Annotated in this window: 19 protein-coding genes, 1 other RNA gene and 1 pseudogene; 7 read left to right on the top strand and 14 right to left on the bottom strand. The window is 36.1% G+C overall.

What is annotated here, in order from left to right:
* Positions 1–54 precede the first annotated feature (54 nt).
* Positions 55–744 (top strand): class I SAM-dependent methyltransferase, encoded by a 690-nt coding sequence (locus AsFPU1_RS00760; RefSeq protein WP_124969708.1) that lies wholly within the window; start codon positions 55–57, stop codon positions 742–744.
* A 38-nt stretch (positions 745–782) separates the two neighbouring features.
* Here AsFPU1_RS00760 and AsFPU1_RS00755 read toward each other — a convergent pair whose 3' ends face one another.
* From AsFPU1_RS00755 to cruF, 12 genes are all read right to left on the bottom strand, one after another.
* Positions 783–1,214, bottom strand: a complete 432-nt coding sequence (locus AsFPU1_RS00755; protein ID WP_438357491.1) for a hypothetical protein — start codon at positions 1,212–1,214, stop codon at positions 783–785.
* Positions 1,215–1,410: 196 nt separating this feature from the next.
* Positions 1,411–1,521, bottom strand: a complete 111-nt coding sequence (locus AsFPU1_RS23620; RefSeq protein ID WP_497462946.1) for a cyclic di-GMP-binding domain-containing protein, MshE-related — start codon at positions 1,519–1,521, stop codon at positions 1,411–1,413.
* A 135-nt stretch (positions 1,522–1,656) separates the two neighbouring features.
* The gene (rnc, locus tag AsFPU1_RS00745; RefSeq protein WP_124969705.1) at positions 1,657–2,394 is read right to left on the bottom strand and encodes a ribonuclease III; all 738 of its coding nucleotides are present in this window, start codon (positions 2,392–2,394) and stop codon (positions 1,657–1,659) included.
* A gap of 55 nt (positions 2,395–2,449) precedes the next feature.
* Positions 2,450–2,809, bottom strand: an RNA gene (gene rnpB / locus AsFPU1_RS00740) — RNase P RNA component class A.
* Positions 2,810–2,823: 14 nt separating this feature from the next.
* Positions 2,824–3,987, bottom strand: coding sequence for a magnesium/cobalt transporter CorA (gene corA, locus AsFPU1_RS00735; RefSeq protein ID WP_124969702.1), 1,164 nt, complete (start codon positions 3,985–3,987; stop codon positions 2,824–2,826).
* 216 nt (positions 3,988–4,203) lie between these two features.
* Positions 4,204–4,695, bottom strand: coding sequence for a GNAT family N-acetyltransferase (locus AsFPU1_RS00730; RefSeq protein ID WP_124969698.1), 492 nt, complete (start codon positions 4,693–4,695; stop codon positions 4,204–4,206).
* Positions 4,696–4,711: 16 nt separating this feature from the next.
* The gene (locus AsFPU1_RS00725; RefSeq protein ID WP_124969695.1) at positions 4,712–5,419 is read right to left on the bottom strand and encodes an NYN domain-containing protein; all 708 of its coding nucleotides are present in this window, start codon (positions 5,417–5,419) and stop codon (positions 4,712–4,714) included.
* A 244-nt stretch (positions 5,420–5,663) separates the two neighbouring features.
* Positions 5,664–6,086 carry a tellurite resistance TerB family protein gene (locus tag AsFPU1_RS00720; protein ID WP_124969692.1) on the bottom strand — a complete coding sequence of 141 codons (423 nt, stop codon included), beginning with the start codon at positions 6,084–6,086 and terminating at the stop codon, positions 5,664–5,666.
* 72 nt (positions 6,087–6,158) lie between these two features.
* Positions 6,159–7,520 carry a 16S rRNA (cytosine(967)-C(5))-methyltransferase gene (locus tag AsFPU1_RS00715; RefSeq protein WP_124969689.1) on the bottom strand — a complete coding sequence of 454 codons (1,362 nt, stop codon included), beginning with the start codon at positions 7,518–7,520 and terminating at the stop codon, positions 6,159–6,161.
* A 134-nt stretch (positions 7,521–7,654) separates the two neighbouring features.
* A complete protein-coding gene (locus tag AsFPU1_RS00710; protein ID WP_124969686.1) occupies positions 7,655–8,110 on the bottom strand; it encodes a hypothetical protein in 456 nt (151 codons plus the stop codon).
* 85 nt (positions 8,111–8,195) lie between these two features.
* On the bottom strand, positions 8,196–9,407 hold the full coding sequence (cruG, locus tag AsFPU1_RS00705) for a 2'-O-glycosyltransferase CruG (RefSeq protein WP_227873320.1): 1,212 nt from the start codon (positions 9,405–9,407) through the stop codon (positions 8,196–8,198).
* Positions 9,404–10,306: a gamma-carotene 1'-hydroxylase CruF gene (gene cruF, locus AsFPU1_RS00700; protein WP_124969683.1), complete on the bottom strand. Its 903-nt coding sequence runs from the start codon at positions 10,304–10,306 to the stop codon at positions 9,404–9,406. Before cruF ends, cruG begins: the two co-directional genes overlap by 4 nt.
* A 337-nt stretch (positions 10,307–10,643) precedes the next feature.
* Here cruF and AsFPU1_RS00690 point away from each other — a divergent pair, with 337 nt between their 5' ends.
* Positions 10,644–11,294: a GIY-YIG nuclease family protein gene (locus AsFPU1_RS00690; protein ID WP_124969680.1), complete on the top strand. Its 651-nt coding sequence runs from the start codon at positions 10,644–10,646 to the stop codon at positions 11,292–11,294.
* A gap of 92 nt (positions 11,295–11,386) precedes the next feature.
* Positions 11,387–11,650: pseudogene (locus tag AsFPU1_RS00685) on the top strand (Uma2 family endonuclease); the annotation flags it as partial.
* A 140-nt stretch (positions 11,651–11,790) separates the two neighbouring features.
* On the opposite strand, the gene glyQ reads toward AsFPU1_RS00685, so the two are convergent.
* Positions 11,791–12,672 (bottom strand): glycine--tRNA ligase subunit alpha, encoded by an 882-nt coding sequence (gene glyQ, locus AsFPU1_RS00680; protein WP_124969677.1) that lies wholly within the window; start codon positions 12,670–12,672, stop codon positions 11,791–11,793.
* A 167-nt stretch (positions 12,673–12,839) separates the two neighbouring features.
* Between glyQ and AsFPU1_RS00675 the strand changes: the two genes are divergently transcribed.
* From AsFPU1_RS00675 to AsFPU1_RS00660, 4 genes are all read left to right on the top strand, one after another.
* Positions 12,840–14,048 carry an NERD domain-containing protein gene (locus AsFPU1_RS00675; RefSeq protein ID WP_172957388.1) on the top strand — a complete coding sequence of 403 codons (1,209 nt, stop codon included), beginning with the start codon at positions 12,840–12,842 and terminating at the stop codon, positions 14,046–14,048.
* A gap of 298 nt (positions 14,049–14,346) precedes the next feature.
* On the top strand, positions 14,347–15,015 hold the full coding sequence (gene petB / locus AsFPU1_RS00670; protein WP_124969671.1) for a cytochrome b6: 669 nt from the start codon (positions 14,347–14,349) through the stop codon (positions 15,013–15,015).
* A gap of 121 nt (positions 15,016–15,136) precedes the next feature.
* Entirely contained in the window at positions 15,137–15,619 is a 483-nt protein-coding gene (gene petD / locus AsFPU1_RS00665; protein ID WP_124969668.1) for a cytochrome b6-f complex subunit IV, read from the top strand.
* 239 nt (positions 15,620–15,858) lie between these two features.
* Positions 15,859–16,059 (top strand): hypothetical protein, encoded by a 201-nt coding sequence (locus tag AsFPU1_RS00660; protein ID WP_124970118.1) that lies wholly within the window; start codon positions 15,859–15,861, stop codon positions 16,057–16,059.
* A 4-nt stretch (positions 16,060–16,063) separates the two neighbouring features.
* Here AsFPU1_RS00660 and AsFPU1_RS00655 read toward each other — a convergent pair whose 3' ends face one another.
* Positions 16,064–16,975, bottom strand: coding sequence for an alpha/beta hydrolase (locus AsFPU1_RS00655; RefSeq protein WP_124969665.1), 912 nt, complete (start codon positions 16,973–16,975; stop codon positions 16,064–16,066).
* Between the last annotated feature and the right edge of the window lie 46 nt (positions 16,976–17,021).

Raw genomic sequence — 17,021 nt, 5'->3', positions numbered from 1 at the left:
ACCTCATTGCTGCAAAATTTAATTTGAGTCTGTAATTAAGAATAAAAAGGAATAATGGAAAAAGTTAAACAACATTTTGAAGAAGAAGCCAAAGAGTTTGATGCAATGATTCGTCGCCGCATTCCTAACTACGAGCAAATGATTGATGCTCTGGTTACTGCGCTGCCATTCAATCAGTTTCAGTCTATTCGTGTACTTGATCTTGGCTGTGGAACAGGAACAATTGCACGACGGGTTAAAGATGTTTATCCTCAAGCTCAAATTACCTGTGTTGATATTGCTGAGAAGATGTTGCAGATGGCACAGATAAAACTTGGTAAATCTGGAGATGATTTGCGCTATCAACTGGCAAATTTTGAAGATTATGAGTTCGATACGACCTATGATGTAGTCGTCTCCTCACTAGCTCTGCATCATTTAGTAAGTGATGATGACAAAATCAAATTTTACCAAAAGATTTATAATTGTTTAACTACAGGTGGAGTTTTTTATAATGCAGATCTAGTTTTAGGTTCGAGTTCTTATCTTCAAGAGCGTTACATGGAGAGATGGCAGGAGTATATGCGTTTACAAGTTTCGGTAGAGGAAATTGAACAAAAGTGGATACCTCAGCACTATAATGAAGATCATCCAGCTAGTCTGATGAGTCAATTAGCTTGGCTGCGAGATATAGGTTTTGCAGAAATTGATGTTATTTGGAAATACTACAATCTTTCTGTATACGGAGGGCGTAAACCAGTATGATCCCTGTGATGAATGCTTCTCATTACCCAACATTAATATTAATTATTAATTAAATAACTTTTCCACTGAAAATCTGCCTCAGATAACTGACTTTCTTGACTGAGGAGTCGCCAGGTTTTGCCTTCTGCTTGTCGTTGCAAATAAATTTCAAATAAATTCTTTTTTTGATTAATTTGTTGACGGGGTAAAGTTAAAGCTAAATTATAAGTACCTTTTAGATGATACGTCGGTAATTCAGCTATAAAAATAGACTCCAATAACTTAACATTAATTTGACTAATTTCCAACCCAGGATTGACAGTTTTTAACTGTTGACTCAGAGGGTTTAATCTTTGATTTAATTGCAAAACAATCGCTTTTTTAACAATTTCTCCAGGAGGTGCTAATTCAGTGGGAGGAGTGGGGGTACTGCAAGCAGTAACCAAAAAAATTAGGACGGCAACACAAAAAAAGTGGAACCATCGACGAATTATATCTCTTTTATGCCAATTTAGCCTAATCAATCACCCAAAAGCCTTTTCTACGCCAGTGTTGTTCTTGTAGAGCAAAGTCTAACTGATCATCCATAATAACCCTTTTTTGGAGTAATAGTTTTGCCTAGTCTGAGAGCTTCATGTCTATATATTAACATGAATGACTATAAATGACTATGTTTATATTTAAACTTTACAATACTTCTCCTAATTTGCAAGATTTAGAGGATTGAATGTTAAGTACTTCCTCAAGCTGTCCAGGAGAAATCCACTTCTTTTTCAGTAAAATTTGACCTAACTGCATATAAGTTCGCGGATTTTCCCCGATAAACGTCTCTAATTAATTACTGAGTTGACTCTATTTAAGAAGTAGATTAGATAGATTTTACGGTAATTTTACCAAAACTTTAACATAATTTTACAAACCTTACTTGTAGACTCAATTCACGGCTGGTGTTGCATAATTCGTACTACTATTGAGTCTTAAAAAAGCGTCTTTAGCTGCTGCTTGTTCCGCCGTTTTTTTTGATTTTCCTTCTCCTGAGCCCAATTTACGCTCTTGTAACCACACTTCTGCTAAAAAACGCTGTTGTCGGTTAGAGACTTGAGCTTGTTCTTGTACACGATAATCTGGTAGAATTTTATACTGAGCTTGAGTCCATTCTTGTAGAGCATCTTTATAGTTTTGACGGGCGGGATCTTGGCGAATTTCGTCAGCTTTAGCCATTAACAGAGGATCTAACCAAGGATGAACTAATTCCAAGGTTTGACGACTCAAATACAATGCCCCTAATACCGCTTCAAAAGCATCTGCTAACCGAGAAACCCTTCCTGCTTCATCTTTAGCAGCACTCTCCGACATCAACAAATAACGTTCTAAGCCAAAACTTTCGGCAAATTCAGCTAGAGTAAGATCACTAACCATCATAGACCGTAAGGCGGCAAATTCGCCTACGGACGCATCAGGATAGGTTTGTAATAATACTTCTGCTGCCGCTAATCGTACAACTGAATCTCCTAAAAATTCCAATTGTTGATAATTTTTGTCCCGTGAAATGGTGGGATGAGTTAAGGCTAAATCAAGCAATACCCAATTAACTAAGCTAATATCAGGTAAGCCTAATTTTTGCATGAAGCGATGAAGTGTTCGAGTCCGTCGAGGGTCGCTAAGGGTCATTTCAGTTATCAGTTATAAGTTATCAGTTATCAGGTGTTTAATTACAAAAGAAAGAGGAGAGAGTCAGACATAAGCCGGGTTCTGTTCTAAAGGGGAGTTATCTATCTGGGACGTTTGTTACCAAACGCCTCAAGCGGTACACCTAAAACGGGATAGGTAAAAGACCAACCATTATTCCTCCGACCTTGCTCCCAACCGGGGTTTACCGAGCCAGTACCTCACGATACTGCTGGTGCGCTCTTACCAGCACCTTTGCACCCTTACCCTTTTATTAACTAAAAAGGCGGTATTTTTCTGTGGCACTTTCCTCACGCTCACGCGCACTGGGAATTATCCAGCAAGTTTGGTCTTTGGGGAGCCCGGACTTTCCTCAGAGTTGTCTTATCGACTACTCCGCAACTCCCTCGCCAACTCTCTCCTTTTTCTAGTTTAATCTTTTTTAACTGCATAAAATGGTTTAAACCAACCCCGTCGCCAAAAGAAAAAGATTAATCCTCCTGCGATCGCCGCCATCCCTCCCAAAGCAATAAAATAACTCCAACGTCCTTCAAGTTCGGGCATATATTTAAAGTTCATGCCATAAAGTCCAGCAATAAAAGTTAGGGGAATAAATATAGTAGAAATAACGGTTAATAATTGCATGACTTCATTCATTTTATTGCTCATAGACGAGAGATAAACATCCATTAAACTTGATGATAATTCTCGATAAGTTTCAACAATATCTAACAATTGAATGACGTGATCATAACAATCTCGAAAATAAATTTGATTATCAGGACTAATCAGAGGACTTCTCCCTCGAACTAAAATATCAGTCACATTCCGTAAAGGCCAAATTGAGCGACGCAAAGATAATAATTCTCGTCGAATAGAATAGATTTCTTCCAGGTTACTATTGTCAGGATGAAGAACAATTTGATCTTCTAACATTTCAATGCGATCACCATAATTTTCTAATACGGGAAAATAGCCATCAATAATAGAATCTAAGAGCAAATAAGCTAAATAATCTGGTCCTGATTGACGGACTTTACCTTGATTTCCACGAATTCTATCCCGAACAATATCAAAACAATCTTCAATTTCTTCTTCTTGAAAAGTTAACAGATATTTAGCCCCTAAAACAAAACCAACTTGTTCGCTTTCAAATCCTTCATCATCCGATGCTGATCTTACCATTTGCACAATAATCATTAGTTGTTCATTATAGTCTTCCACTTTAGGACGTTGAGGAACATTGACCACATCTTCTAATAATAAAGGATGTAATTTAAAAATATCTCCCACTTGTTTAAGAATTTTTTCACTGCCTAATCCTTGAACATCCATCCAAGAAATAGTATTAGTCCCTAAATAGGGAATTAAAGCATTGGGGGTAACATCTACTTTACGAACGGCATGATCTGCATCATAATCAATTAAAACAATACGGGATGGTTTAGCATCGGGTTCAATACTAAGAGTTCCTGGTTCACTACCTGGTTCATCATAAAAATAATCAAAGTAATCTTCTTCTTCTTCTTCTTCTTCTTCTTCCTCTAAATCTCTTTGATCTAGTAGTTCAGAGTCACGAACAGGGGATTGAGTCATTTGGCGTTACCAGTTATCAGTTATCAGTTATCAGTTATCAGTTACTACCGCAAACAAGTCGGTAGCTTGAAGCAAGGAATATTTTTATGTCTATCCCCTTGAAAGAGGAGACTTGAAACCTTTTTTTTTGTCATAGGTCTTTCTCTAATTAATAAACAATAATGATCCAATTTTATCTAAGATTTCCTAAATATATTCATGATTATCATTAATTAATTATAAAGTACGGCCAACAATCACTAAATCTCGTTCTATTCCATCTAAGTAAGCAACTTTTTGCAAATAACCCCATTTTTCAAATTGATGCTTTTTAAACAGATCTAAACTAGGTATATTGTGAGCAAAAATAAAGCCTAATAAAGTCTTGATACCGAGATTTTTACTTTGGTTAATCCCATTTTGTAGTAGAGTTTTCCCAATACCTTGACGTTGATGATAAGGAGAAACATAAAGACTAATTTCTACGGTTTTTTCATAAGCTGGACGACCATAAAAGTGTTGAAAACTCAGCCAACCCGTTATTTGATTGTTCATTTCCATCACCCAAATAGGGTAACGATCAGATGAATGTTCAGCAAACCATTTTAAACGACTTTCTACTGAAATAGGGTCAAGATCTCCGGTGGCTATACGACTGGAAATACTAGCATTATAAATCTCAACAATATAAGGTAAATCTTCTTTGCTTGCAATTCTGATTTTTGTCATTAATTAAACTCCTAATTTATTTTAATTTGATGGTTAAATGAGAACGACTTTTCTTGATCTCAAATATATCAATAAACTGCACCAATTCGCTCAATTTTTTATAGCCATAATTTCTGGCATCGAAGGAAGGGGATAATTTGGTTAATTGTGACCCAAACGGGCCAAGATGGGCCCAACCTTCTTCATCAGCAACCGAGTCATAAGCACTTTTTAAAAGATCTAATAACTGTTGATTATTTTTCAGATCTTGATTGCCAGAAGTTCTTTTATCATCTAATATATCAGTATAAATAAATTTATTGCAAGCGACAACAAAGGCTTCAGGAGTTTTTTGTTTTTCTCCAAATCCATAAACTATTAATCCTGATTCTCTAATTCTAGACGCTAAACGAGTAAAATCACTATCACTAGAAATTAAACAAAATCCATCAAAATTACCTGCATAAAGTAAATCCATTGCATCAATAATTAAGGCACTATCAGTGGAATTTTTTCCTGTTGTATAGCGAAATTGTTGCATAGGTTGAATGGCTAACTTATTAAGTTTAGTTTTCCAGCTATTTAATTGATTACTTGTCCAGTCTCCATAAATACGTTTAACATTAGCTGTTCCATATTTAGCAATTTCTTGGAGCAAAGATTCAATAATACTGGCACTCACATTTTCAGCATCAATCAAAACTGCTAATCTTATATTACTTGATGGATTCTCTAAAACGTTCATGATTTTCTTCAGTTTTAAATTTTTATTTAACTCCTTATGCTTAATCCTAAAATAACTATCCTAATCAATAAATTATAGTTTTATCAATAGGTCTATCCATTTTCTCTATTTAGCGTATCAGGGAGAATATCAAGGAAGTAAGTGTAGATATATGGGACAGTTTTCAACTCCCTTCGGGAGAGGCCAAGGAACAAGCAATCAACAATTTTTACATCTCAGATAAAATTCTCCCTGTTGCCTTTCCTTAAAGGTTTTGAGTAAGGGCCTTACGATACAATTTTTGGATAGTTTTTAGCATTTTATCAAAAGTTGATTTACCGGAATCTTGAGCGGGATCAAGTAATTGTATTTTAGTCAAAAGTTGAGCTTCTTGCATCTGAACATCTCCGTCACTATAAATCAAACCACTTAGACTTTCTAGTAATTTTTGATAGTCGGCTGTTTTGGGATTATCCCCTAAATAATCTTCTAACCATTGATAACATTCTGTAGGTTGAACTGGTTTTAATTCTGATAAAAGAGTTTTAATCTCTTTATCTTCAGAGAGTCCCTGATTAGTTGCCATCTGACGTAAATAGTCCCTTTCCTCAACTTGAATAATTCCATCAATCCAAGCAGCACCGATGAGAATCTTTAACAGTTGTTTATTTTTCTGTTCACTTTTCATTTTTTACCTTTATAACGTATTATCTGTCTTATTTTTTATCATGAAGGATTTTTTTAACAAATGGGCATTTTGTCAATCTTTCTTTAACTTCACCATAAAAAAGCCATCCATGTGATGTTGATGGGGCAATATTTGTATCCATCCTGATGGACTAGCAAACTCACTCACCCAAGAATTAGGGGATGGGGGTTCTATTTTCCAATGAGAATTAGAATTAAGAAACCTCTCAATAATTGATTCATTTTCTAGGGAATTAAGAGTACAAGTTCCATATACTAAAATACCTTGAGGTTTAATCCAAGTCGCTGCTTGTTCTAATAATTCTCCCTGTAACGTAGATAATTCTGACACAGTTTCGGGAGTTTGTCGCCAGCGAATATCAGGGTGTCGGTGCAAGGTTCCTAACCCGGAACAAGGTACGTCTAATAATACCCGATCTGCCCTATTCCTAAATTGCTCAAAATTACGGCTATCTCCTTCTAAAATTTTAATCGATTCTAGGTGCAATCTTTGGGCATTTTCTGTTATTTTCTTAAGACGAGAAACTGTGCGATCGCAAGCCCAAATAAGTCCTTTATCCTGAATTAATTCGGCAATATGGGTGGTTTTTCCCCCTGGTGCAGCACATGCATCAATAATGATTTCTCCAGGTTGAGGATCAAGTAAATAACTAACCAGTTGTGCGCTACTATCTTGCACTGTCCACCATCCTTCTTTAAATCCTGGTAATGTTTGTATAGCTCCTGTTTTTCCTGTTAATCTTAAAGTATTAGGAAAGTCGAGAAGACGAGTAACATTAAGGTTAGCTTCTATCAATTTAGTTTCAACAGTTTCTAAGGTACTTTGTAAGGAATTTATACGAATATCAATACTAGGAGGTTGGTTAAACCAATGACAAATTTTTTCTGTTGTTTCTTGTCCAAATTGTTGTAACCATATTTTAATTATCCAGTCAGGAAAACTGTAAATAATACCTAATTTTTCAACTAGGTTATTCGGTAAAATTAAAGGCTCATTCTGAGAGTTATTTAGTCGAATATATTGCCGTAAAATACCGTTAACTACTCCTGCGAGGCTTGTTAATTGATTTTCTTTAGTGAGTTCAACACTGGTATTAACGGCGGCTGAAGGGGGAATATGATTAAGATAACGCAGTTGATATAATCCTAAATGAAGGATACGTCGTAAATCTGGAGGTTGTTGTTGAGAAGATTTTTTTCCGAGTTGATCAATGAGGGTATCTAAAGTACGCTGACGACGGATAATACCATAAACTAATTCAGTGCATAAACCCCGATCATTTGGGCTTAAAAAAGTTTGTTTTAAACCCCGATCAAGGGCAATATCAGTATAAGTCTTTCGTCGATCTATATCTCGTAAAATCTGTAATGCGAGTTGACGGGCGTTAGTGATGGAGTTGTTAGTAATACTCATGAGAATTTAAAATACTATAGTTAAGTATAGGAATGTTACGGTATTTTTGCTTTGTAGTGAAAAAATATACAAAAAACTCCCACAAATGTTTAATTGTGAGAGAAAATAATGATATATTTAAGAATTTATCTCTCTTATTGTTGAGATTTTATAGACTCTTGAAAAGGCTGAACTTCAATAGGAATTCCGACCGATTCTTCTTTGATAAGATCAGTTTGATGAGTTTCTTTTTCTGGAGTAGGAGGTTCAACAGGAATAGATTGACTGCGGGAAATTTCTTCACTAGAACGGGTAGAATTAATCGGTTGAGACTCAGTTTTATTGTCTTCCGTTACGGTTTTTCTCTGATAAGTTTCAACTGTTTGAGGTAAATTTCCGTTTGTATTTTTATTATGATTTGTGTCAGATTTATGATTGATAATTGGCTTAATAATAGCTTTATCTAGAGAATCTGACTTGATATTATTAGGGGAACATTCAGTTGATTGTAATCCTAAATAACATCTGACTTCTTCTCTTGCTAAAGAAAGCCCAACACTTGACGCTGATATTACTAAAGCAACAACGGTTACTAGATCTTTGATAGCCATAGGACTCCTCATCACTCACACGATCTATTTTAACGTCTAAATTGCCCCCTACACAATGTCATTTTCTACACCAGAACATAAGTATTTAGTGTCTATAAATCCGTCCACGCCATTGTTTAGGTCGCCCAAAAGCTGATAAAAAGATTCTCAAAACAGCTATTGGATCAGCCAAAGGTGATAGCCAAAAGAATAACGATCGCGGCCAAGAAAACTGATCTTGATAATAAGAAGGAAAAATCGCTATTAATAAAGCATAGCGAATGATTAATAAGGTTAAATTGAGAGCGATCGCTAATTTTAAACTCAAAAAATCATAACCCAAGACCCAACAAGTTCCCAAAAACATAAATAAAACTAAAGGCAATGCTTGAGTTAACAATAATAATACTAAATCTCCCCATAGTTGAGAACGAGAAGACGCATCCTTAAGATCGAGCGATCGCCCCCATTCTTTCCAAGTTTCTGCTATTCCTTCATACATCCTGACCCGAATGAGTTTAGACCCATCTAAAAACCCCACCTTAAACCCTTGTTTAGCTGCTTCACGGGCTAAAGTAACATCATCACAAAAAGAACTCGCAGCCTTAGAATAACCCCCTAATTGTTCTAAAACGGTACGACGAGATAAAAAACATTGACCATTGGCCATGACAGTTTGTGGAGTTTGTTGTCTAACTCCGGCTGACTCAAAACGATACAATAAAGTCATTAATAAAGCAGGTTGTAACCACCATTCTCCAATATCTTTGAGAATAAATTGGGGAGATAAAGATACCAGATCATAACCTTCTTTTTGGGCCACACGAACTAAACTGGTCACTAACCCCCGTTGGGGTTGGGTATCAGCATCAATACCTAATACCCACTCACTGTTAGGAGAACTGTTTAAAAATCCCGTATGTAAGGCCCAAGGACGACCGACCCACCCTAAAGGTAAGGGATCATCACTCATTAAACGAAAACGGGGATCACTTAAAGCTGCTTGTTTAATTTTTTCTTGAGTTCCGTCTTGAGAATGACTGTCTATGACCAGAATTTCTCGTACTTCGTAACTTTGCAGACTCAACCCCTGTAAACAAGGATCAATTCGGTAAACTTCGTTAAGGGTGGGAACCACTACGCTAACTTTACCCAACATTTCAGGATCAGGTAATTGAGGAACAAGAGGAGGATAACGACGGGCCCCTTTAATCAGACGAGATAAAAGAATTAAAGTCGCGGTTCCTTGAAACAGCAACAATAACAGGGAAATAATGGCTAAAACAGTATCATTCAACAAGACAGAAAAGTCTCTCACTTAGATATTACCCTAACAGGATTTACCGAAACTACCATATTTTGAGGAATCAATTCTTCGGTTTGAGTCGTAGCCATGCGATACAGTAACAAAACAGGCATTAAACCCACCAAAATGCCTAACCCTATGGGAATATAAATACCTGCCCCTACACTCATGACAGTCGCAAAGGCAAAGTTACTGATATAAATGGCTAAGGGAAGTCCTAATTGAGTTTTGGGCAAAGTAAGGGGTTTTAGTTGCCAAATGATGGTAGCAACAGTCATAAAGCTTGCCCCTGTGCCAAACCATCCCACAAAGTTTTGGTAAGGCATTCCAAAGAATGCACCTGGTTGTTCCCAAACCCAAAACGGCATAGTAGTTTGACTCATGGCTGGATCTAAAACAAAGTCCCAAGCAGTTAAGAAAATAGCTCCCAGAACGATAGAACCGAGAGTTTTTAGCCAATTAGGGATAGATTTACCATTTAAGCCCGCACGAGCGATTAAATAAGCACTAAAGCCTAAATAAAACCAAGATAGAGGGATGGTAAAGGGTACTAATCCGGCAATTTTATAACCTAATCCGGTTAAATAGCGATAATGTCCAAAAGGAAAACCCGTACTGGTTCCTAATAATTCACTGCTTAAGGAAATGGTTAATGCAGGTAACATAAATCCTAAGCAGTGCCAAACACCAAGGATACGATAAGCATAAACCAATACTGCTGCCATGCCTAACAACATATACATGACACCACCTCCGACCATAGACCAAGCAAAGGCGGTTTGGCCAATAGCAGGTAGATTAGCAATAAATTTAGGATGGGGCAATACAAGTAATAGTCCCGCCAGTCCGAAGGCCATTGATAAGATATGACCGATGAGGAGAGAACGTTCTACACGAATTAGGGTACTCATTAGTCTTTAACACTTGAAGTGGCCATTATCTATTTTACAATCTCTGTAGGTGAAACCTTCTGTCAAGTAAAAACCCCTGGTGGGAGTCAGGGTTTTTTTAGGAGGGTGTTGGAAAACTATGTGATCTCTTAGCCTTTGAAACAGTGACCGCGTGGCATAAAAGCAAACTCGAATGATCGCGTCTTTGCCTTTTGCTTTGCACTTTGACTTCATGTAATCCCACTTATTGCCTAACTTTACCCCTATTAAGGTATCAAGGCGTTTAGGTGGTTTCGGACAAATCCGATCATCCGCGATCGCTATTATTTCCCCAAGCAACACTTCGGAGATTTTTTCTATGACCCAATTATCTAATTTACCTTTGGTTCAAGAATTAGGGACTGTTCGGTTAAATAATTTGGAAACTTTGCCAGAAGATTCTGGGGTTTATTTGGTGGCTGATGATACTAACAAGGTTTATTATATTGGTCAATCTTCTAATCTTAACATGGCTTTGTTAACTCATAATCGTTTATTTGATTTTCAAGCAGTTAATGCCAGTAAGATTAGTTATTTAGTTTGTGATGAAACAGAATTAATTGAGATAGAATTGGATTACATTAATTATTATAATCCTCCTTTAAATGCAGGTATCTCTCTTGAGCAAATTAAAATATCTTCTGTTTCTGGGGATCTGACTCCTGAACAACAAATAGAACGTTATTTAGAAATTTGTACAATTATTAAAGAATTAGAACAGGAAAAAGAGTCTTTAAAACAAAATATTGTTACTTTTGCTTCTGATTATAAACGGGAACGAGGACAAAATTTAACTTATAAGGGCGTGACAATTTTTGCTACTGAACGCAAAATTTGGCAATATTCAGAGCAAGTAAAAGAATTAGAAGAAAAACTAAAACAACTAAAAAAACAAGAAGAAAAAAATGGTTTAGCTCAAGTTGCTAAAATTTCAGTTTATCCAACAGTTAAAGGTAATTTAATTTTTTAGTTAAATTTTATGTAGAAGTCAATGGCTGTTAACCTTGTTAAGTTAAGACAATATACAATTAAATTAATAAAAAAATCACCGGATAAGGCATTATGGTACAACAACTATCTTCTGAACCATTGGCAACCCTTATCTATCTCGAAAGCGATGGAAAACCTATGGCAGATAATACAAAACAATTTCGTTGGATTGTTGTTATTAAAGAAAATTTAGAGCTACTATTTAGGAAAGATGAAACAATTTTTATTGCTGGTGATTTATTATGGTATCCCGTAGAAGAGAATAATACTTTAGCACAAGCACCGGATACAATGGTAGTTTTTGGAAGACCGAAAGGGGATAGAGGTTCTTATCAAATCATAATGGCGATATATGATTCTACCGAACAAGTATAGTTTTACATACTAGCTTCGGTAGAAACCGATATATTAACCGTCCCAGAAATATTACCAGATTGGGAATTACCCATTGCTGAAATATGATCCCCAGAATTTGACTAACTCCTTGATTTTTGTAGAGGAAAGTTTAAGGTTTCTCGTTGTTGTAAATATAAATTAGCAACTTCTTTAGCTAAATTACGAATTCGACCAATATAACGAGTTCTTTCTGCAACTGCAATCACTCCCCTAGCATCCAATAAATTGAAACTATGGGAACATTTAAGCACATAATCTAAACTAGGAATTACTAACCCCCGTTCAATGAGTTGTTTAGCTTCTTGTTCATATAAACTAAACAATTTCAACAATAAATCTGGATCAGATCCTTCAAAATTATAAGTACATTGTTCTATCTCATTTTGTAGAAAAATTTCTCCATAATTTACTTGAGTATTCCATTGAATTTTGGTGATTGTTTCCACATTTTGTAGATACATAGCCAACCGTTCTAAACCATAAGTTATCTCAATAGAAACTGGACGACAATCTATACCACCACATTGCTGAAAATAAGTAAACTGGGTAATTTCCATACCATCTAACCATACTTCCCAACCTACTCCCCAAGCACCCAAAGTTGGAGACTCCCAGTTATCTTCCACAAAGCGAATATCATGATCTTCTGGATGAATACCTAATGCTCTGAGAGAGTCTAAATATACCTCTTGAATATTATCAGGAGAGGGTTTAATTAATACTTGATACTGATAATAATGCTGAAAACGATTGGGGTTTTCTCCATAACGTCCATCCGTAGGACGACGACAAGGTTCAACATAAGCAACTGACCAAGGTTCGGGGCCTATTGCTCGCAAAAAGGTATGAGGACTCATGGTTCCTGCACCTTTTTCTGTATCATATGGTTGAGCGATTAAACAACTACGATCACTCCAAAATTCATGTAACTTAGCAATGATTTCTTGAAAATTAATTGACACAGTATCTCCTGGTATTCTAACATAACTTTTCAACATTATATCTCAGTATTATCCCATAGGAAAATTCTACCAAGGGAAAAGTAAATATCAACTATTGATCACTGAAACATCTTTCTGGGAATAATAAAAGTATAATGATTATATAGCTCATTAAGCACAGGCCTATTGTGTCCAAAACTCTCTCTAATCTTTTTCATGATTCAGACATTACCGACAAAGCTCAAAACCGTTTATATTCTCTCTTTAAAAAGCAATTACCTGATGATTTTACAATTTTTTCTTCCGTAAAATGGACAGTTAATCATTCTAATTCTGGACAGCAAAAAACAGATGCAGATTTGGTCATTATTTCTCCCCAATTCAATACAGTAGTTCTGAAAATCAGGGAGGGGGACATTTCCTATGATCAAGGAAACTGGTACAATAATAATAATCTTATCCCCGATCCGTTTCAACAAGCTATAGAGACTAAATATAGTCTCTTACAATATTTACAAGAACATGACTTTTGGAGTGATAAACCCATTGTTATCTCAGAAGCAGTTGCTTTTCCTGATGTCAGTATTAATAATGCATTTGGTTTAGACATTCCGCAAACGCTTATTCTAGATCAACCTCAGTTATTTAATTTAAGAAATTGGCTAAAATCTGTCATGAGTTATTCAGAAAATCAGCAGCAGATAGAATTCGCGTTGAGTCAAGAAAATAAAAAACAAAATATAAATTATGATCAGCAGCAATCTTTTCCTATTAGTGTTGTTTCGCAAATATCAATGACTCAAAATTCTAAGTCATTGATGGAATTATCACCAGAACAATTAGAACTTTTAGAATTTTTAAAGTATCATAATAGGGTTGCTATTAATAGCTGTTCAGATTCAGAGAAAACCTTACTAATAATTGAACAAGTAAATCGTTTACATCAAAAAAAATTAAGTATCTTAGTAATAAGCTATAAAAGAAGTTCAACAAAATATATTCGACATCAATTAGGAGAAAGAGAAGATTTACAGATTAATGATTTTTATGAGCTTAGTAAAAGCATTATTAAAAAAGCAATTAATCATGATATTAACCTTAAAAAATATCCCAATAAAAAGCTTTTATTTGATGAAATACTCCCAACTTTACTGCTAAAGTCAATTGCTAAAATTGATCTTAGTTTTGATGCTATTATTGTTACTCAAGGTCACAAAATCAATAAATTATGGTGGTTAGCTTTAAAAGAATTACTCAAAGATCCAGAGCAAGGTTATTTTTATTTATTTTATAATACTTCTCAAAAAACAGTCCAGAAGCATTGGTATCCTCCCCTAGAAGAAGCCCCTTATTGTTTGCTAAATCATTGGGATAATTATCAAATAAACTGCCTATGACCTAGGACTTATTACTCGTCACTTACTACTTACCCGAATAGCTAATGAATAGATGATGATCGAGACACTAGAGATTAATTAAAGGATTGCTATGGATTAGAGGCAACGATTATGTTACATTTTTTAATAGGGTATTGTGTTTACCGAAATTAGACTCCGCTCGAAATCTCCAGGTAAGCAACGGCATAATACACTTAACATATAGACCAAATCCGACTCCTGACACTAGGTATTTTATCTGGAGGGGTCAACCTTCATCAGTCCGTGATCATTCATTCGATAGCGAATTATAGCTTCAATGTTTACCAAACAAGTTACAGATTCCAAACTTTACCAATGGTTTAATGATCGTCTTGAAATCGAGGCGATTTCTGACGACATTTCTAGTAAATACGTCCCTCCCCATGTCAATATTTTCTACTGTCTGGGGGGGATCACCCTGGTTTGCTTCCTGATCCAGTTTGCCACTGGGTTCGCCATGACATTCTATTACAAACCAACGGTAACAGATGCCTTTGCTTCCGTTGAGTACATTATGAATGAGGTGAACTTCGGTTGGTTGATTCGGTCTATCCATCGTTGGTCAGCGAGTATGATGGTGCTGATGATGATCCTGCACGTTTTCCGCGTTTACTTAACTGGTGGCTTCAAAAAGCCCCGTGAGTTAACCTGGATAACTGGGGTTGTCTTAGCTGTTATTACCGTTTCCTTTGGGGTAACAGGTTATTCCCTTCCTTGGGATCAGGTTGGTTACTGGGCGGTTAAAATCGTTTCAGGTGTCCCTGCTGCTATCCCTGTAGTGGGCGATCAGATGGTTGAATTATTACGGGGTGGTCAAAGTGTAGGACAATCTACTCTGACTCGTTTCTACAGCTTACATACCTTTGTCTTTCCCTGGTTAATTGCTGTCTTCATGCTGGCTCATTTCTTAATGATTCGTAAACAAGGGATTTCGGGGCCCTTGTAATAATTAATCGTGACCAGTGAACATTTAATGCTGATAATTTGGGTAATAATTGGGAAACTGGTCACTTATCCTCGATAAATAGCACACAGATCCTCAGTGTTGATAAGGAGAAATCTATCAAATGGCAACTGAAAAAAAGCCAGATCTAAGCGATCCTAAATTACGGGCCAAACTGGCCCAAGGTATGGGCCACAACTATTACGGTGAACCTGCTTGGCCTAATGACCTTCTTTATATTTTCCCTGTGGTTATCTTAGGAACTATGGGCCTTCTGGTTGGATTAGCAGTTCTTGATCCGGGTTTAGTGGGAGAACCTGCTGATCCTTTTGCTACTCCCCTGGAAATTTTACCTGAATGGTATCTCTATCCTGTGTTCCAGATTTTGCGGATTTTACCCAACAAACTTTTAGGAATCGCTTGTCAAGCGGCTGTTCCTTTAGGTTTAATGTTGATTCCTTTTATTGAAAGTGTCAACAAATTCCAAAATCCTTTCCGTCGTCCTATTGCTACGACTGTTTTCCTCGTTGGTACTGTTGTTACTATCTGGTTAGGTGCGGGTGCTACTTTCCCCATCGATAAGTCTTTGACTTTAGGCTTATTCTAGACTCTTTTATGCCTGCGATTACTTCTTAAGCTGTTAAATCAGTTAAAGGCGATCGCAGGCATTATCAAAAAATGTGGAAAAAGTATATTTATGAATACTAAGATGTTTGGATCTCAATTCAGGAATTCATAAATTATATAAATTATATAATTTATATAATTCATAATTTATAATTCATAATTTATAATTCATAATTTATAATATCTGTTGAACAGATGAGTATGATAGTTGAGGTGACAGTGAATCATCAAGTTAATTGTGACATTGATTGTGTGAACGGTTGTATTTTAGGAGAAAAATGTCCTAACCGAGAACACGCAAAACAAGCATCAAAATTTATTGAAAATACTTCCTTAGAGAAGATGTTACAAATAGCAGAGGAAGCAAGGTTAAAAAAAATGTCCCAACCTCCTCAATGGGTTATACCCGAAGATTTTTAAACAGTTAATAGTATGACTCAAATCTGATATCTATCATAGATTTAGCTTGAGTATGACGCACTAATTCGGAAAACTCGCTCACAGTTTGATCATACTTTTCCTCACTCACTGCACCCACATTATTATGACCTGCATCGGGAACAAGTAATAATTTTTTAGGAACGTTAGCTGCATTAAATAATCGTTGACTCATTTTAGCAGGAACCGTGCTATCGCTAATTCCATGAATCAAGAGTAAAGGAACTTGTAATAATCGTAATTTACTCAAAGAATCAAATCTTTGTTGCAAAATTAATTCAATGGGAAATAAACGATACATTAAACCTCTTTCATCTACCATTTCTCTGATGGAAGTGAAGGTATTTTCTACTATAATTCCGGCCGCATGAGGTTGACGAACTCCTAGATCAATAGCGATCGCGCCTCCTAAAGAATGACCATAAATAAAGATATTTTTCGGTTGTATTTGGCGTTCTTCGACTAAATAATTCCAGGCCAGTTGAGCATCCCGATAGACTTCTGCTTCGGTGGGAAACTCTCCCCCACTACGACCATAACCGCAATAGTCTATCATAAAAACCGAGAACCCTAACTTGTTAAATCGTTGGGCCGGCCCTAAATTATAACTAATATTGCCCCCATTTCCGTGTAAATAGAGTAAAACGCGATCGCCCTTTAAATTATTAGGTATCCACCATCCATGTAAACGTTCTCCTTGACGTTGAAAACTGGACACAGATAACCAAACATCCTCATAAGTTAATCCTAAATCTTGGGGAGTGGTGTTTACCTTACGAGAGGGAACAAAAATAAGACGATGTTGCCAGAGTAATAAAGCAAAACAAGCAGCAAAATAGGTAATAATGGTAATTCCTGCGCCACTGATGATTGCTTTTAACAAAAGGTTGATGATCATTGGGCATTATCCTTAATCCGTTATTAATGATTATGAATCATTAGCT

This window comes from Aphanothece sacrum FPU1 (genome assembly GCF_003864295.1).
Classification (GTDB): domain Bacteria; phylum Cyanobacteriota; class Cyanobacteriia; order Cyanobacteriales; family Microcystaceae; genus Aphanothece_B; species Aphanothece_B sacrum.
Note: the sequence above shows the minus strand (reverse complement) of the source record. Positions and strands in the feature narration are given on the sequence as shown.

Coding starts and splice junctions, on each gene's coding strand:
- AsFPU1_RS00760 (WP_124969708.1), top strand. CDS start 55: ATGGAAAAAGTTAAACAACATTTTGAAGAAGAAGCCAAAGAGTTTGAT.
- AsFPU1_RS23620 (WP_497462946.1), bottom strand. CDS start 1,521: ATGCAGTTAGGTCAAATTTTACTGAAAAAGAAGTGGATTTCTCCTGGA.
- rnc (WP_124969705.1), bottom strand. CDS start 2,394: ATGACCCTTAGCGACCCTCGACGGACTCGAACACTTCATCGCTTCATG.
- corA (WP_124969702.1), bottom strand. CDS start 3,987: ATGACTCAATCCCCTGTTCGTGACTCTGAACTACTAGATCAAAGAGAT.
- AsFPU1_RS00730 (WP_124969698.1), bottom strand. CDS start 4,695: ATGACAAAAATCAGAATTGCAAGCAAAGAAGATTTACCTTATATTGTT.
- AsFPU1_RS00725 (WP_124969695.1), bottom strand. CDS start 5,419: ATGAACGTTTTAGAGAATCCATCAAGTAATATAAGATTAGCAGTTTTG.
- AsFPU1_RS00720 (WP_124969692.1), bottom strand. CDS start 6,086: ATGAAAAGTGAACAGAAAAATAAACAACTGTTAAAGATTCTCATCGGT.
- AsFPU1_RS00715 (WP_124969689.1), bottom strand. CDS start 7,520: ATGAGTATTACTAACAACTCCATCACTAACGCCCGTCAACTCGCATTA.
- AsFPU1_RS00710 (WP_124969686.1), bottom strand. CDS start 8,110: ATGGCTATCAAAGATCTAGTAACCGTTGTTGCTTTAGTAATATCAGCG.
- cruF (WP_124969683.1), bottom strand. CDS start 10,306: ATGAGTACCCTAATTCGTGTAGAACGTTCTCTCCTCATCGGTCATATC.
- AsFPU1_RS00690 (WP_124969680.1), top strand. CDS start 10,644: ATGACCCAATTATCTAATTTACCTTTGGTTCAAGAATTAGGGACTGTT.
- petB (WP_124969671.1), top strand. CDS start 14,347: ATGTTTACCAAACAAGTTACAGATTCCAAACTTTACCAATGGTTTAAT.
- petD (WP_124969668.1), top strand. CDS start 15,137: ATGGCAACTGAAAAAAAGCCAGATCTAAGCGATCCTAAATTACGGGCC.
- AsFPU1_RS00655 (WP_124969665.1), bottom strand. CDS start 16,975: ATGATCATCAACCTTTTGTTAAAAGCAATCATCAGTGGCGCAGGAATT.